The following is a 16,473-nucleotide window of genomic DNA, read 5'->3' as shown; positions in this document are numbered from 1 at the left end:
CTTATCAGAACTTGCTTTTTTCACCATTTGCGGAATATTAGTATTACCAGCGCAATGGCTCATAGTTACGCCAGAGCAACCAACGCTCTGTCTCGTGAATTGGAGCGGTGCCAATGCTATATTCATCCTTTGAGCCACTCTGCAAATCAATCAAATGAAGCATACCGCCATACGTTCCAACCGCCAATAAGCCTTCATCAGGTGTAACTGCCAGCCCGGATATCGTACTGCCGACAAAATAGCGCCAAAGTTCCCGTCCCTCTCGATCCACAAGACGGAGATATCCGTAGGCATCACCTAGAATAGCTCCTTGCGTCAGCGCTACTGCAGCGTATACTCGCATTTCTTCATTCATTATCGGCCATTCTTCCGTATTCTGGGCACATCCCTGCTCCACTTCGGCAATTGGCACCTGAATGGTGGCACCGTTGTAAAAATGACAGGCATTGTACCAAACATCCAGATCATCCTTGGAAAATAGGGCATAATGCGGATAGCTGGAGCTCGGCTCGAATGTGTGCATCGTCTTATCGGTTAAGTCCATGAGCAAATGCTCACTCATCTGGCTTCCATAAGCGATCCAGCGTCCATCCTTCGACACAGCTCCATGCGCCATATCCACTATCGTGTCTTCCAGCCCCAATTCCCTTCGTTCAGACGCCATGGGATGAATCAAATCCACCTGATCACCAGCCAGCAAATAAACACCGTAACCACACACCAGCAACAGGCGCTGTCCATCGCCAAACGGAATCACTTCATCTAACATATCCTCAGGATGCTCCTCATCTGCCAGGCATTCCAAGTCAGGAATAGCGGCCTGTATATCCGTCCATTGAAAATGCGCTGTCTCTTCGCCTTCCAGATTCTGGTCCGGCTGACGAATAATCCGAATTCCTTGTCTATCCACCAGCGCAAAATAACTCCCGTCCGGCGAACAACCTACACGATACAATCCGGGTATTTGCCTGATTCCATCTTTTCCCGTCACATAAATCTTTCCACGTTCCCGAGGATTGCCTGCATGTAGAAGGACTTCATTGCCTTCACTCATCAAAGCCATCGGCCTAACGGCTTGCAAAGCCTCCTCGAATGCCGGTGTAAGCGGCCAGGATGCAGCCGGAATCTCCCGACGTAACTGTTCTATTTCCCCAGTCTGATTCGCCTCCTGGATCATACGAAAAATATCTTCGGCCAGCTTGGGGCGTTCGTCCTGCTTCGGCTCTGACTGCTCCTGTTGCCATTGGCTTTCCATACTGATTCTGACAAATTCGTTCACATCTGCGGCATACCTTTTGCCTTCCTGTCGCCACTGTGCTGCCAGCTCATGATTCAACCAATTCATTCTGCGCCCCCATTCAATCGCCTATGTATGCCCTGTTTGGTCCACAGGCTTTATTCATTCTGCTAGGTGGTTCCTCACCTTCGTCAACACAGACCACAGGTCTGTCACTGCTTTAACCTCCTCATAGTCCAGATAGGTATCATGTCTTTCATAATGTTTGACCGCCATAATCACCATCTGAAGCGTCACTGGCTGTCCAGCAGCCTTAAGAACTTCTACAACACTTTCAAAGGTGGCCAGCTCAAACCAGGTTTGAACCTGACGATCTGATATCCATACGGGAATATACTCATCCTGCTCGTTCGTTGCGGCTGTACCATTTTCCGCACATTCCTCCAGCCAATGCTCATCCAAATAATAAATGGGTGTGTACACAGGGTCCTGATCCCATTGATCCACATTCACATATAACCAGTTATTATGCAGTTGCCCTACGCTGTGCACCAATTGCTGCAATCCTTCAAATATACGATAAGGCGGGCGCTCCCTGCGACGGTAATCTTCAAGTCTTGTCTCATACCTGCTCATCTCAAGCCACCCCGTTTCTGTATCGTCCCAACCCCTAAAATTCGCGTAACATACATTTACAGCTTATAAAACCCGATATAAGTACAAGCACCTCGTCCATAGTTAAGATGACATAAGGAGATTGATCTATTTATGAAAAGAATTACCGCACTTATGATCCTGTCCATGCTATTACTTGTAACCCCGATTTACGCTGCTGCACCAGCACCTATGCTGGTTTATGTGGATCAGAGTAACCACTCCTTCATCCCGCTTCGCCTCCTGAACAGCTATGAAGGGATCACGCTTCACAGCAATCCAGCAGACAAAAAAATAGAAATAGCGCAAGGCAATACCCGGCTTACCTTATTTACGGGACAAGCTGCTGCTAAAGTAAATGATCAAACAGTTCGTATGCAAAATGCATCTTTTACCGATAACGGCGCTACCTATGTACCCTTGCAGTTCATCAGCCAACAGCTAAATTTGCAAGTTTTGTGGCAAAAAGAAACCTCCGCTGTGCGTATTACGCAAGGTACAACGTCTGTTACGCTTCCGGTACTTACCGGCAAACTACCCGGAAATACTCCCCCGATCACGACAGCCCATAAGGGCTTCAAGGTTGGATCTCGTACCTTCTCTGCTAAGGTGGTCACCATCTCCATGCTCCATCCCAAGGTGAGTTTGGACGTAGCACTGGCGGGCAATACCCTTGGTAAAGTGGAGGACTTAAGCAGTCTCGCCAAACGCAATCAAGCAGTTGTAGCCATTAATGGCACATTCTTTGACGCCTACACTAAAAGCTCCTACAAAACGCCTTACGGCTATCTGGTCAGTCATGGCAAGATGTTGAAAAAAAGCTCCGGCGATCAACGTACTGTCTTCACCTACGATGCTAACCACTTAGCCGAGCTCATGTCGGGCTCTGCCTTTGAACAACGGTTAGCCCAAGGTCGCGTCGAAGGCGCCCTTCAAGCTGGACCTCGTCTGGTCACGAACGGTCAGGTTTCCCTGAATGTCAAAGCCGAAGGCTTCAAGGACCCTAAAATATTAACAGGCGGCGGCGCCCGCAGCGCACTTGGAATTACGAGGGACCATAAGCTGATCCTTCTGACCACAAGCGGAGCGACTATTCCGCAGCTCGCCCAGATGATGAAGCAGGCTGGCGCTTATCAGGCCATGAATCTGGATGGCGGTGCTTCCAGCGGACTGTATTACAACGGCTCGTATCTCACCACACCTGGCCGTCAAATCAGCAACGCCATTATTGTAAAATATCAATAGAAGGTAAAGGGCTGTTCTCACGGATATACAAGCCGTGGGGATAGCCTTTTTCATTTTCCCAGTCACGGTTATTATAGATTCCCTGTGTTCGAGCGGTTTGCCTGATCCGTTACAGTTTGATCCTACAATCTACAATCTACAATCGAATCAGGCTGGTAAAGCTGTTGCTGCCTTCGCTCCCTTTTTTAAAAGAAAGGTAAATACGGTTATTTTCTCTGCTGGCCAAGCATTCATAAAGTCCAGGTTGCACAGACAGAAATGACCCTCCCCATACACAATCAGGTTCCAACTCACCACCTGTGGCTTCCTCTCCTGCGCCGATAAATATGTTCCCTGAGGGAACCTTCAAAAACAGTCGCACCGTGGGCTGCTCAATATGATCTGTTATCACAACCTCATACGTCCCGTCCGCTCCCAGATTCAAAAAAGCAGCGTTTCCCGCATTCAACTCCCCCAGCTCGTCCGCTTCGATGGACCACCAATCCGGCGCATCGTTCAAGCGATGCTTCAGAGCTTGCGTGTCAAATAGGCAAAGAGTCGCCGTATCTGTCGTAAACTGAAATGGACTGCTTGTCATGTTCATCATACGATCCTCCCGATCATGGTCAGCGAATGTCCGTTTCTCCACGTCTTCCGCTATCCGTAATTGCTATTGGTTTGAGGTAAATTATCCCTGTATGTAAAGTATAACAATGCTTGTAGAACCAGACAACATACTACAGCCACCTTCCATTCTGAGTTAAAAAAGCCCTCCCTCACGCTGTCGTGAAAGAGGGCCGCTTTGTAATTTTGAGCGATGCTAACCTGCTGTTAGATCAGAAAGGATTTGGTAATAATCACCAACAAAATGAACAATACCAAAATCGCACCTGTGGATGTCCATGCTCCACCGTAACCTACTTCACCCATGTCTAAATCCCTCCTTGCGTTAAAGCTTACTCTTATTGTATGTAGAAAAGCGGATAACGACAGGGCGAATCGGCAAGTTTATTTGCTATGGAGGGGCTCCTTAGAAAATGGACTGGTACGTTTCGGATGGATCAGTAGCGACTCGGGATGACAACAGGCGAAGAATGTCGTCGGTTCAGCGCAGCAGCCTGCTCACATCTTTTTGCTTCATTTTTTGAAGGAGCGGGGTTTCTAGCTGGGATGAAAGAAATTGAGTGGTGCCTATAAATACAATAACATCCAATCCCGGGTTGGTGTCAGTATGTAATAAGTGCAGCAAATCCGCCATGGACAATAGTCTCGGAGGAACAATGCTGTTAGTTTCTTTCATATATAGAGCTTTTACCATGGAGGTTAACGCCCAGTCGCAGAGGATAATGCAGCATTGGAGTTGGTTATGCTTGTAAAGAATTTGAGCTAGTTTCATATGGTATTGGGCTAAGGTGTGGAAATCGGTTATTGAATGATGTAGGTGTTGTACGGGTCTGGATCGTTGAGTGGGACTTGGAATATAGGTAGAAGGAGCTTCTTTCATATCTATTCCTCCAGAGAATTTCAAGAATGGTCTTATTATACTCCAGAATAATACTTATAGATATCAAAATTATTTATTATATCTAATATTCAATGTTTTCATTTAGATTTCTTGTCTACACTTTTAGAATAGTGAGGTGTAGACGATGGAAGACAAAGAAGTTCTCAAATTAGTGGGTGCCAGAATACGTGCTTTGCGGAAAGAAAAAGGATTGTCTCAGGAGTCGCTTGGAGAAAAAGGTGGGTTCCATTTTTCATACATAGGGCAGATTGAACGTGGAGAAAAAAACGTATCTTTAATAAACGTAGCTAAAATTGCTGACGCACTAGATGTTAATTTAATTCAGCTTTTCGCTTATGTAAATGAAGATATTAAGGTTACGAAGCATGAAGACGGTATACAAGAAATCGTAAATATACTTCAAAAGTCGAGTCCGGAAAAGGTACGTTTGGCGGGGAATGTGATACGAGAGATTATCAACTAAGAAGATTCTCAAAAATTGTGAGAGCACTCTCATGGGAAATAAAAAAAGGACTATACTTTTCATTTTCAGAAAATCATAGTCCTTATTTTCTATTTAATACCAAAAAGGTACATCAGTTTTTTGTATCGTGACCTTCTTGGATGGAATTTAACGCAACAGCCATTCCTTTATTGTCAATGTAGAAGAGCCATTTTGAATGAGCGGATCTAAATTCCCAATCTTTGTCGCCTCCTCAGGTGACGCTGCTTTTATTAAATAAGCGCCTCCCGTTCCATCACTAAATGGACCATATTTTTCAAGAAGTCCCTCTTTCTCCAACTTTTCCAGATGGTCATAGTGCCCTTCGATATCATCTGCATTGAACTTGTTTGTTCGTGTAGTAATTAATAAAAAGTAATTCACTGATTTCCCCTCCATATTTCCCTTGTCATAAAAAATATCTAGCGTTTCTTTAAGAAGATATTACAGCGTTAGCTATTATAATTAAAGCCCTCAAAGATGAAATGCAACTATAAGGGAATTGGGTCAATTTAACGGATTCTCAAACTAAAACACGCCCACAAAAAAGGCGTGTTTTGATTCTCTCCAATATTATTCCCCTAAACCAAACCTTACTTCCAAATTTCGTCCGCAATCTCTTTAATGAAAGCAAGCTTTTTCCACTGTTGCTCTTCGGTCAGAATATTACCTTCTTCTGTCGAAGCAAAGCCGCATTGTGGGCTGAGGCAGATGTGGTTGATGTCCACGAATTGAGTCGCTTCCTTAATGCGGTTAATAACCGTCTGCTTGTCTTCCAGCTCACCTGTTTTGGAGGAAACGAGGCCCAATACGACCTGTTTTTCATCTTTCAGATGCTTAAGTGGGGTGAAATCACCTGCACGGTCGGTATCGAATTCGAGGTAGTAGCCGTCGATGTTGTCGATGCCAAACAGAGTTTCGGCTACAGGCTCATAGCCGCCAGAAGATGCCCAGGTGGAGTGGTAGTTACCACGGCATACGTGGGTTGTAACGACCAAATCGGCTGGAAGCCCCTTCACGGTTTCCTGATTCACGCGAGCGAATAGCTTTTTGGTATCTTCCACATTTTCACCCGCATGCTGTCTAGCTTGCCAATAGTTTTTATCACAGAGCATGCCCCATGTGCAATCATCCAGTTGCAGGCTGCGGCAGCCTTCATTATATAGCGCTTGGATCACAGATTTGTAGGCTTTGGCTATGTCCGTCACCAGTTCATCCAGATTGCTGTAATACGTATCGGTTGTTTCTTTATTTTCTCCGCGCAGCAGCTCAGCCAGGAACTGCGCAGGTGCCGGAATCGTTTGGCGGGCGATAGCATCCTCTCCTGCGACTTGCTTCAGGAATTTGAAATCTTCAATGAAAGGATGATGAGAATGTCCGATTTTACCGGACAAGCGTGCGGTTTCCGCTCTTGTTTCCACACCTTGGAATTGGTAGCCGTTTGCAAGCTGTACCTTTTCCACGCCGTCCAGTCCCCACATAAAATCAAGATGCCACCAGGACCGTCTGAATTCACCATCCGTCACAGCTTGAAGTCCTACGGATTTTTGCTTTTCGACCAGCTTGATAATTTCTTCATCTTCAATCTTTCTCAGCTCGTCCGCAGAGATTTCATTATTTTGAAATTGAATTCTGGCGTCTTTGATCGCTTGCGGGCGTAAAAAGCTGCCGACCATGTCATGTCTGAAAGGGGTCACTTTACGTTGGGATGCATTGTCAAGGATGCTGCTCATTAGGGTTATCTCCTTTTTCGCTTCAGTAGTGAAGTTGTTGTAAGAAAGATAACATACATTTTCAGCTATAGGGTAACTCCAATAAACTATAGCTAGTTATAGCCTAAGGCTATATCAAACTTTTTTATTCCCCTATCGCCTCATGCAAGGCTTCTACATAGACAGTGGCCAGCTTGGAGAGAGCGACGTTTTTATGGCAAATCCAGCCCACGTTAATAGACTCATCACACTCCAGAGGGACGGAAATTATCTCGTTACCGTTCAGATCCGCACTAATTACCCCAGTAGAAATGGTATAGCCGTTCAAGCCAATGAGCAGATTAAAAAGGGTCGCCCGGTCATTAACATGAATGCTTTTGGGATGCGACAACGTACTCAGAATTTCCTCGGAGAAGTGAAAGGAGTTGTACTCCCCTTGTTCAAAGGACAAGTATGGATAAGGATGCAACTGGTCAATGGTCACACTAGACTGCCGGGATAGCGGATTATTGGCACTGATAAAAATGTGCGGCTTGGCCGTAAACAGGCTGTTGAATTGCAGATTTGCATCTTTTAGCAGCTTGTTGATGACCTTGGCGTTAAATTCATTCAGATACAGGATTCCGATCTCACTGCGCAGGCTTTTGACATCCTGTATGATTTCATGGGTTTTGGTCTCTCGCAAAGCCAGTTCATATTCATCCTGTCCATATTGATTCACCAGATTTACGAATGCATTTACTGCAAATGCATAATGCTGCGTGGACACCGCAAAATGCTGTGGTGAAGGCTTGGCATCCAGATAGCGATTTTCCAGCAGCTCCGCCTGCTCAACGACCTGACGTGCATAACCGAGGAATTCCACGCCTTCTTTGGACAAAGAAATGCCTTTATTGGTACGTTCAAAAATGGTGATATGAATTTCTTCCTCCAGATCGCGAATCGCGTTCGACAGACTGGGCTGGGAAATGAACAATCGCTTCGCCGCCTCATTCATGGAGCCACGATTGGCAACCTCGATGACATATTTTAATTGTTGTAGGGTCAATGCATGATGTCCTTTCCGCTTGTGTTTCTTCTATTATATAATACATAATCACGCTTCTGGGCAAAGGGATAATAGAAACACCTCCTCAAAATGGTAACATCCATTTCAAGGAGGTGCTTTTCACTGCTTCTTTAGTTAGCGAATTTCACCGTTTGTAGCGATCAGCTTTTGATACCAGTAGAAGCTTTGTTTACGAATGCGGCGCAGATCTTTGAGATCAAATTCCTCACGATCCACATAGATGAATCCGTAACGCTTACTGGAGCCCTGATGGGTACTCACAAGGTCAATCGCAGACCACGGACAGAAGCCGAATACGTCTACGCCGTCTGTAATGGCCAATTGAATCTGCTCGATATGCTTCTTGAAGAAGTCAATACGATAAGGATCGTTTATTACATCCCCTTCTTCCAGCTTGTCAAATGCACCCAAGCCGTTCTCTGTGACGATCAAAGGCAAGTGGTAGCGAGAATATATTTGACGTAATGTACTTCTAAAACCGACCGGATCAATCTCCCAACCAAACTCTGTCTTTTGCAGGTTGGGGTTCACAGAGCCCCGATATGCTCCAGGTTCACCCACAATTTCATGCTGATCGCCTGTATGTGAAAAATCATTTCCATCATCCAAACTTTCCCCTACAGTTTGGGAGGTATAGTAGTTAAAGGCGATAAAATCTGGATTACCTTTCGCTAATATATCCATATCCCCTTCTTCAATAACAGGCTCATAACCCTTCTCGACCAAATAGCTCCAGGCAATGTGGTTGTAGCGGCCAAATACAGCCATATCCAGGTAGAGCCAGTTGCGAATGGCTGCATAGTTGTCAGCCGCCAGCGTATCTTCCGGTTTGGAACTGGCTGGATAAATGACCCCAATATTCGGTGCTGGTCCAATTTTCGCATTAGGCAGCATGTCATGGCACAGTACCATCGCCTTCGCCTGCGCGACTAACATATGATGATTTTGCTGATACAGTACCTTTTGCGGATTTTCCAGGCTAGTATCCAATGTACCAATAGAACCGGGATGGAGAATCAGCATGTTCTGCTCATTAATGGTTAGCCAGTATTTCACCCTGTCCCCAAAGTTCTCAAACAACGTTTTGGCATACTGCTCAAAGGCATCAATCGTTTCCCTTTTGGACCATCCGCCTTGTTGTTCAAGCGCATAGGGCAGATCAAAATGATACATAGTAACAATGGGTTCAATACCATATTTAATTAATTCGTCAATCAATGAGCTGTAAAATGCAATTCCCTTCGGATTGACTTCACCCGCGCCTTGTGGATAGATGCGTGTCCAGGCGATCGAGAAGCGATACGCCTTAAAGCCCATTTCAGCCATCAGAGCTACGTCCTCTTTGAACATATGGTAATGATCACTGGTTACTTTAAAATCAGTAACTCCTTCGACGTGGTTAGCCATGTCAATGACAGAGGGTCCTTTTCCATCTTCGTTCCATGCACCCTCTACCTGATATGCGGAAGTTGAACCTCCCCAGAAAAAGTTTTCAGGAAATGCCTTCAATTGATTATGTTTCATGCTATAGTCCCTCCAGTTATCGTTATATCCTTCTAATTTCGCTTCATGTACGTGATGATGAGCTTTCCTGTATTACACCACCAAAGTTAGCAATACTTCATTTTTCTGAATCTGCTCCTGATTGGTCTCAAATACGTCCACTTTGTTTTTCGTCAGTGTGACAATGACAGGCGTTACGATTTCGTACCCTGCTTCTATAATCTGCTCTCTGTCAAATTGGATTAACAAGTCCCCTTGTTTTACGATATCTCCCTCTTGAACGACCGGATTAAAATGTTGTCCTTTCAGCGCGACGGTGTTAATTCCAATATGAATTAATATCTCCGTACCCGCCTTGGAAGTCAAGCCGATGGCATGTCCTGTAGGGAACAGCGAGGTTACAACTCCATCGATAGGCGCTACGACCTCACCGACAGATGGTTCAATGGCTAAGCCTTTTCCCATCGCCCCTGTAGAAAATGCCGAATCATTCACTTGGCTCAGGGGTGTAGTCTTGCCTGTGATCGGGCTGTATATCGTTTCTTTCTTGATGTCAACAGCCTTAGTTGCTGTAACATCTGGTAGAGGTTCTTCCGTCTTAACGCCCTCAACAGTTGCCGCGGACTCCCCCTTCACCTTGCTTTCATACCCAAAAATAAGAGTCAGCATCGTGGCTACCGCGAACGAGCATGCGATGGCAATTACGTAAACCAAGGTCGGCGTATAGACTGGAATCGCAAAAATGTTGTGAAACACATAAGCTGTCATTTTCACTCCAAAATGTCCGTTGATGGCACCGCCTATCGCCCCTGCAATAATGACAATCGGAATAACTCGTTTAAAGCGAAGCACCAGACCATACACAATCGGCTCTGTCACACCCGCCAGCAAGCCTGTAATACTGGTGGAACCAGCGAGGGTTCTAAGCGTTTTATCTTTTTTCGCCTTCAGGAAGATACCGAATGCGACACCAATTTGAGCAAATACAGCGGCAGCTGCCATCGCCTCAATTGGATCACCTCCAACACCGATGTTTTGAATCGTGATTGGGGTAAAGCCCCAGTGGAGTCCGAAGACGACCATAAAGGTCATAAAACCGCCAAGCACAATCCCTGACAAAATGCCGCTTACACCGATTAACCATGTCACACCCGAAGAAATCCAATCTCCTACTGTTGTACCAAACGGTCCAAATGCTATTGCAGATAAAGGAACCATAATCATTAAAGCCAACATCGGAACTAAAAACAGCTGCAAATCCTTAAGAATGATCTTTTTCAAAAACTTGTCCACCAACGCATAGATGCTGATAGATATAAAAATCGGAAAAACACTCGCTGAGTAGTTCATCATGACCACTGGTATTCCTAAAAATGATACATCAGAGCCTTTGTCCATCAGTCCCGTAAAGTTGGGTTCCAGTAGAGCTGCACCGATCACACCAGCTACATAAGGATTCGCTTTTAGCTTTATACCGAGCGTAATTCCCAGTAAAATCGGCAAGAAGTAAAATACAGCATTCCCGGCAGCAGACAGGATCAGATAGGTATCACTTGTTGCAGACATCCAGCCTAGCAAGGTCAAAACCGTCAAGAGAGCTTTCAGCATCCCCGAGCCTGCCATCGCCGGAATCAACGGGGAGAAGCTGCCGGAAATGACTTCAAAGATTGTGGATATGACCGATGTCTTCTTTCCGCCGGATTCGTTAGTCGCTGAGCTGTCTGATCCAAAATCTCTGTTTTTCATAATCTCTGTATATACATAGGCAACATGGCTGCCAATCACGACTTGAAATTGTCCTCCGCTTTCAACAACAGTAATGACTCCCTCGTGCTTCTCAAGCGCTTCTCTCTCGGCTTTTCGTGAATCCTTCAGGTCAAATCGGAGCCGTGTAGCACAATGGACTAGCCCATTGATATTTTCTTCTCCACCAACGAGACGTACGATATCCTCGCCCATTTTCTTATGGTCCATGTTCATTCTCCTCTAGGGCAGATTGCCTGAAAACAAAAAAATACCTAAACGAAAGGCCTGTATGATCATAGAAAATGATCACTGCCATTCATTTAGGTATCGCCTGCTTATCAGTAACAATCCTTAAATTTAAGTTGTGAGCCTACTATAAAACACTCCGAAATCGTTTGCAAGCTTTTTTTTCTAAGCATCAGCCATATCGTTTCTGGAGGTTACACGCTGTATATGAATCGTCAAATACACTTTTTCGTCAATCGACATCGCACTTTCATGCTTCAATTCCAAGTATTGATTAATTAATTGGGTGCACTGAAAAGCCCTCTCGCATTTCTCTTTGACTTGGTCATACAAGAAGTTATCCCCTGATGCTAATTGCTCTTGTTCATTGCTCAGCAAGCGTTGGGCAAAGTACTGCAAATGTGTAATAAATCGCGAATAATTAAATGAGGTTTCATCTAGGGTAATCTGATAGTAATCGGTTACAATATTGAAAATATCATCAATGACCTCTGTAATCTCAACTGTTTGTTTCATTCCCTGTCCGTCTTGTCTTGCATTAACAAAATGCATGGCAATAAAGCTTGCTTCATGCTCATCCATTTGAATGCCAAATTGAGCATGAATGATGTCCAATGCATTCATACCGATCATAAATTCTTTTTTGTAAAATTTTTTGATTTGCCATAACAGTGAATTTTTAAGTCCCACGGATTTTCTATATCGAGAGATGGCAAATTGGATATGGTCAATCAACGAAATATAGATATTATCACTAAAAATATCTCCCATTTCTTTTTTGGCGCTGCCTACAATTTCATCCGCCACCTTTAAATACTCTACAGAGGTTTCCCCAATGAGATCAATTAATTTTTGCGGAATTTTATCGGACTTTAATACAAAAGTTTTTTCTATCTTTTCTTCATCGACCCTTTGTCCATTTTTCTTTTTAAAACCCAGACCGTTCCCTATGACAACAAACTCATGGCCTACCTGATTTTCGGCCCGAATGACATTGTTGTTAAATATTTGCCGGATGATCATCTAGCTGCTCACCTCATTGATGTAATGACAAAGTTTGTAATAACAAAAAAAACCAAATAACGACTAAGTCCATTAGTCATTATTTGGGTATCGCCTGCTTACCAGTAACAATCCCGAAGGGCACAATGCCCCTCATTCAATTACTCTTACTATACCGCTTTCAAAGCAGAATAACAATACAATCATGCCAAAAAACCGCCAAACACTCGAAATCCTTGTGCTTAGCGGTAATTTAAGTTCATGCTTAACGTTCTTTTTCTTTGCAAAATACATCTTTGGCTACCTGAACAGCTGAGGCTGCTCGCGGCCATCCTACGTAAAAGGCTAGTTGTGTAATAACCTCAATCAATTCTTCCTCCGAAATTCCGTTCTCTTTGGCCAGGTTCAAATGATAAGGAAGTTGATTCACATGCTCACCCGTTACCAAAGCAGCAACTGTAATGAGACTCCGTTCCCTAAGAGATAGCTCACTTCTTCTCCATACATCTCCAAAAAGAACTTCCTCCGTATAGCTTACAAAAGCGGGTGCCAAATCACCAATCGTTTCCCGAACACTCGATCTGATTAATTTATGCTTCATAAAATCATCTGGGCAAGTCCGTTGCCAAAGGACCAATCCTCTAATTCAGTCTCCACCAGTGTCACAAATACATCCTCTGGTCTAGTCTTACATTCAATAGATATGAGTGCGGCTAACCTTTGGTAAAAACTCTTTTTTTGTTCCGTAGTTCTACCCGATCCCATCGTAATTTGGATGTACAACAGCTTGTCTGTTCTGGGTACATTCAAATAATCGGGACTATAATAAAACTCGCTCTGCTTATGAGCATGAAAAACCTGAAAATAATCCTTGAGCGGGACCTGGAAATGTTCGATCAAAGCATTCATGATACAGCGGCTAATGCCAGGCAGCTCCTGCTCTGTGTATTGCTGCTCCATATAGCCTACTCGTACAAAGGGCATATGCATTCTCTCCTATCCGTTGGGATAAGATGATTGTACTCTCCTTATCTTCATCTGTATAATTGAAAATAATCATAAATATATTCAACTTTATCGATGGAGATGAGTTTGTATGGATCTGAAAGAGTTAACTACGTTTCGCACTATTATTGAAGAAGGAACCTTCTCGAAAGCTGCCGCCAAATTAAACTACGCACAATCTACAGTCACGAACCAAATCCAAAGGCTAGAGAAAGAGCTGGGATTTCAGCTTTTTAAAAGAGGCTGGGATGCGGAATTAACCTCCTCAGGAAAAATGTATGCCAAAGAGGTTGACGGCCTTATTCGGCATTGGAATTTTGTAACGGACCAGGCGAAGTCGCTGAAAAAAGAAGAGATTGGCATGCTCCACATCGGCGTACTTGAAACGGTAGCTACTACCGCCCTGCCTTTGATTCTACGACAGTTTCGTGAGCATAAACCGAAAATTACATGCCATTTTACAGTGGGAAACACAGATGCACTCTCAAAAGCCTTGGTGGACGGTACACTGGATTTTGCAATCTCCGGGGAACCTCACTCCATTCCTTCCCTACATTTCGAACCTTTGTATCACGAACAAATTGCTTTTATCGTATCCCGTAGTCATCCCTTCGCGGCAAGAAGTGAGCTTCAGCTAGAAGATCTGTATGAGTATCCCCTTATCGTCGGAGGTAAGAACTGCTTGTACCATATACGACTGGAGAAGGAGCTTTCGAACTTCCCGGCAATACCTTTTTTTTATACCGTCAGTCAAATTTCGTCTATACCCTCATTCGTACATACGATTCCTTCGGTTGGAGTGGTTCTGTCGTCAATGCCTTTGCAGAAGGAACTGGTCACCATCCCTCTCCAGTTAACAGACCCGAATATCCCCATCGGACTATTACAAAACATTCAACAAACACAATACCTGACTTCAGCTCGAAAACTGTTTATGCAGTTGGTTAGGGAACAGTGGGGAATGACTTCCATGGAAGCTGAAAATATTACGAGCCCATAAAAAAACCGCTAAACACCTCGGTATACGAGTGTTTAGCGGTTTTCCTATGATAAGACCAAGAGGAATTGGGTTCCCCTTTTAATTTGTATACTCTTGTGATACTCGTTATTTCGTTTCAACTGTTTTTTTCCACAGTCCCAGAATGAGTGCGGAAATCACGGAGCCGATCGCCACTGCAAGCAAGAACAGCAATGCATGATTGGCCAGAGCTGCTACAAAAATCCCGCCATGTGGAGCTGGAAGATTGATTTTCCAGAACTGCGTCAGACCGCCAGCGATCGCCGAACCTACAATACAAGAGGTCAGGACACGCAGAGGGTCAGCAGCCGCGAATGGAATGGCTCCTTCCGTAATGAAGGACAATCCGAGTACATAGTTCGTTAAGCCAGACTTGCGCTCTTGCTCAGTAAACTTATTTTTGAAGAACGTAGAAGCCAGTGCAATTGCCAATGGAGGTACCATACCGCCAGCCATAACGGCTGCCATCATAGCCCCGTTTGTGTTACCACTGGAAGTAAAGACACCGATCGAAAATGCGTAAGCTGCTTTGTTGAAAGGACCACCCATATCGATCGACATCATTCCGCCCAGAATGAGACCTAAAATAACTGCATTACCTGTTCCCAAATTGTTCAGAACATTGACAAGCCACGTATTAATACCACCGAAAATCGGATCGAACAGGTAGAACATAATCGCGCCTGAAATTAGGAGTCCAAATACAGGGTACAATAAGATTGGTTTTAAACCGTCTAGAGCTTTTGGCAGACCTGCCAGAGCTTTACGCAGGAAGATAACTACATAACCGGCCATGAAACCGGCTGCCAGACCGCCAAGAAATCCTGCGTTGGAGTTTACAGCCATTAGACCACCGACCATACCTGGCATCAGTGCCGGACGGTCTCCAATACTCATTGCGATAAATCCGGCCAGTATCGGAATCAGGAAGTGAAACGCACCAGTTCCTCCGCCAATCGTTTGCAGCAGTTGGAAGAGTACATTATCTTCTCCAGCCACTTGTTCGATCAAGAAGGAAATCGCTAACAATATCCCCCCGCCGACAACGAATGGCAACATATGAGAAATCCCGTTCATTAAATCCTTGTAAATTTTACTGCCTACGCTGGTCTTCTCGGCTTTTGACTCTTCAGCGTTGCCTTTACCTTCACTACGGTATATTGGCGCATCGCCGTTCAGCGCTTTGCGAATCAATTCTTCAGATTTACGGATACCGTCACTTACCGGTCTTTGCAATACAGGCTTACCGTCAAATCTGGCCATTTCAACCTTTTTGTCAGCTGCAACAATGACGCCTTTGGCACGACGGATTTCATCTGCTGTCAGTACGTTTTGTGCGCCTTCCGAGCCGTTCGTTTCTACCCGGATATTGACTCCCATTTCTTTCGCTTTCTTAATGAGAGCGTCTTCAGCCATAAACGTGTGTGCAATGCCTGTAGGACAAGCGGTCACCGCAACTACAAACTCGTCGGAATCCGGGTTGCCGACGATAACGTCCGGCGTTTGCTGTGCTTTGGCTGCCTCTTTCTTAGCCTCTTTTGCTTTCTTGGCAGCTTCTTCTTCCGCCTGCTTGGTATCAAATAACACTGTTACTTCATCCGGTGTTTGTGTATTCATCAGCTTGTCGATGAAATCGGTATCAATGAGCAACCGAGAAAGAGCAGCCAGTGTGCGAAGATGTGTATTTGCTGCTCCCTCTGGAGCTGCAATCATAAAGAATACTTTTGCTGGTTCACCATCCAGCGATTCGAATTCTACACCTTTACTGCTTTTGGCAAAAACAACGGTTGCTTCGTTCACAGCCTTGGTCTTGGCATGCGGCATCGCAATACCGCCACCGATTCCAGTACTGGATTCGGCTTCGCGTTTGTAAATCATTTCTTTGAACAAGGCCCGGTCATTAATACGTCCACTTGCTTCGAGACTGGCGATGAGCTCCTCAATCGCCCCATCTTTTGTCGTTGCCTGCAGGTCCATGATCATCGTTTCTTTAATCATCAGGTCTGTTATTCTCATTGTTCACACTCTCCTAAGTTCGATCAGCGTGTAGA

The 16,473-nt window shown here is 44.7% G+C and carries 17 protein-coding genes; 3 read left to right on the top strand and 14 right to left on the bottom strand.

Going from position 1 to position 16,473, the window contains the following annotated elements:
- Window positions 1–43: 43 nt before the first annotated feature.
- The gene (locus ABEW32_RS19925; protein ID WP_430191037.1) at window positions 44–1,345 is read right to left on the bottom strand and encodes a WD40 repeat domain-containing protein; all 1,302 of its coding nucleotides are present in this window, start codon (window positions 1,343–1,345) and stop codon (window positions 44–46) included.
- Window positions 1,346–1,399: 54 nt separating this feature from the next.
- Window positions 1,400–1,873 carry a DUF7716 domain-containing protein gene (locus ABEW32_RS19920; protein WP_430191034.1) on the bottom strand — a complete coding sequence of 158 codons (474 nt, stop codon included), beginning with the start codon at window positions 1,871–1,873 and terminating at the stop codon, window positions 1,400–1,402.
- A gap of 132 nt (window positions 1,874–2,005) precedes the next feature.
- Here ABEW32_RS19920 and ABEW32_RS19915 point away from each other — a divergent pair, with 132 nt between their 5' ends.
- Window positions 2,006–3,136, top strand: coding sequence for a phosphodiester glycosidase family protein (locus tag ABEW32_RS19915; RefSeq protein ID WP_430191031.1), 1,131 nt, complete (start codon window positions 2,006–2,008; stop codon window positions 3,134–3,136).
- A gap of 136 nt (window positions 3,137–3,272) precedes the next feature.
- Here the strand turns inward: ABEW32_RS19915 and ABEW32_RS19910 are convergent, their stop codons facing one another.
- From ABEW32_RS19910 to ABEW32_RS19900, 3 genes are all read right to left on the bottom strand, one after another.
- Window positions 3,273–3,722: a DUF6386 family protein gene (locus ABEW32_RS19910; protein ID WP_430191028.1), complete on the bottom strand. Its 450-nt coding sequence runs from the start codon at window positions 3,720–3,722 to the stop codon at window positions 3,273–3,275.
- 224 nt (window positions 3,723–3,946) lie between these two features.
- On the bottom strand, window positions 3,947–4,045 hold the full coding sequence (locus ABEW32_RS19905) for a hypothetical protein (RefSeq protein ID WP_014599622.1): 99 nt from the start codon (window positions 4,043–4,045) through the stop codon (window positions 3,947–3,949).
- Between the two features lie 175 nt (window positions 4,046–4,220).
- Window positions 4,221–4,619, bottom strand: a complete 399-nt coding sequence (locus ABEW32_RS19900; protein WP_430191025.1) for a hypothetical protein — start codon at window positions 4,617–4,619, stop codon at window positions 4,221–4,223.
- 145 nt (window positions 4,620–4,764) lie between these two features.
- Between ABEW32_RS19900 and ABEW32_RS19895 the strand changes: the two genes are divergently transcribed.
- Window positions 4,765–5,103 carry a helix-turn-helix domain-containing protein gene (locus tag ABEW32_RS19895; protein ID WP_430191022.1) on the top strand — a complete coding sequence of 113 codons (339 nt, stop codon included), beginning with the start codon at window positions 4,765–4,767 and terminating at the stop codon, window positions 5,101–5,103.
- 147 nt (window positions 5,104–5,250) lie between these two features.
- Here ABEW32_RS19895 and ABEW32_RS19890 read toward each other — a convergent pair whose 3' ends face one another.
- The 8 genes from ABEW32_RS19890 to ABEW32_RS19855 form a co-directional block, all read right to left on the bottom strand.
- Entirely contained in the window at window positions 5,251–5,520 is a 270-nt protein-coding gene (locus tag ABEW32_RS19890; RefSeq protein WP_430191019.1) for a YciI family protein, read from the bottom strand.
- Window positions 5,521–5,714: 194 nt separating this feature from the next.
- Window positions 5,715–6,854, bottom strand: coding sequence for a 5-methyltetrahydropteroyltriglutamate--homocysteine S-methyltransferase (locus ABEW32_RS19885; RefSeq protein WP_430191016.1), 1,140 nt, complete (start codon window positions 6,852–6,854; stop codon window positions 5,715–5,717).
- A gap of 124 nt (window positions 6,855–6,978) precedes the next feature.
- Window positions 6,979–7,881, bottom strand: coding sequence for a LysR family transcriptional regulator (locus ABEW32_RS19880; RefSeq protein ID WP_044785462.1), 903 nt, complete (start codon window positions 7,879–7,881; stop codon window positions 6,979–6,981).
- 135 nt (window positions 7,882–8,016) lie between these two features.
- On the bottom strand, window positions 8,017–9,426 hold the full coding sequence (locus ABEW32_RS19875; protein WP_430191013.1) for a glycoside hydrolase family 1 protein: 1,410 nt from the start codon (window positions 9,424–9,426) through the stop codon (window positions 8,017–8,019).
- Between the two features lie 72 nt (window positions 9,427–9,498).
- The gene (locus ABEW32_RS19870; protein WP_430191010.1) at window positions 9,499–11,379 is read right to left on the bottom strand and encodes a beta-glucoside-specific PTS transporter subunit IIABC; all 1,881 of its coding nucleotides are present in this window, start codon (window positions 11,377–11,379) and stop codon (window positions 9,499–9,501) included.
- A gap of 183 nt (window positions 11,380–11,562) precedes the next feature.
- Complete coding sequence (gene licT / locus ABEW32_RS19865; protein ID WP_430191007.1) at window positions 11,563–12,420, bottom strand: BglG family transcription antiterminator LicT; 858 nt, start codon at window positions 12,418–12,420, stop codon at window positions 11,563–11,565.
- 244 nt (window positions 12,421–12,664) lie between these two features.
- Window positions 12,665–13,000, bottom strand: coding sequence for a carboxymuconolactone decarboxylase family protein (locus ABEW32_RS19860; protein ID WP_430191004.1), 336 nt, complete (start codon window positions 12,998–13,000; stop codon window positions 12,665–12,667).
- On the bottom strand, window positions 12,997–13,383 hold the full coding sequence (locus ABEW32_RS19855; protein WP_430191001.1) for a tautomerase family protein: 387 nt from the start codon (window positions 13,381–13,383) through the stop codon (window positions 12,997–12,999). Before ABEW32_RS19855 ends, ABEW32_RS19860 begins: the two co-directional genes overlap by 4 nt.
- A gap of 112 nt (window positions 13,384–13,495) precedes the next feature.
- Between ABEW32_RS19855 and ABEW32_RS19850 the strand changes: the two genes are divergently transcribed.
- Window positions 13,496–14,404 carry a LysR family transcriptional regulator gene (locus ABEW32_RS19850; protein ID WP_430190998.1) on the top strand — a complete coding sequence of 303 codons (909 nt, stop codon included), beginning with the start codon at window positions 13,496–13,498 and terminating at the stop codon, window positions 14,402–14,404.
- 105 nt (window positions 14,405–14,509) lie between these two features.
- Here the strand turns inward: ABEW32_RS19850 and ABEW32_RS19845 are convergent, their stop codons facing one another.
- The gene (locus tag ABEW32_RS19845; protein ID WP_430190995.1) at window positions 14,510–16,438 is read right to left on the bottom strand and encodes a PTS fructose transporter subunit IIABC; all 1,929 of its coding nucleotides are present in this window, start codon (window positions 16,436–16,438) and stop codon (window positions 14,510–14,512) included.
- Between the last annotated feature and the right edge of the window lie 35 nt (window positions 16,439–16,473).

The organism is Paenibacillus jamilae (genome assembly GCF_050482105.1).
GTDB lineage: Bacteria > Bacillota > Bacilli > Paenibacillales > Paenibacillaceae > Paenibacillus > Paenibacillus jamilae_B.
This window is presented reverse-complemented; position numbering and strand designations above follow the sequence as displayed.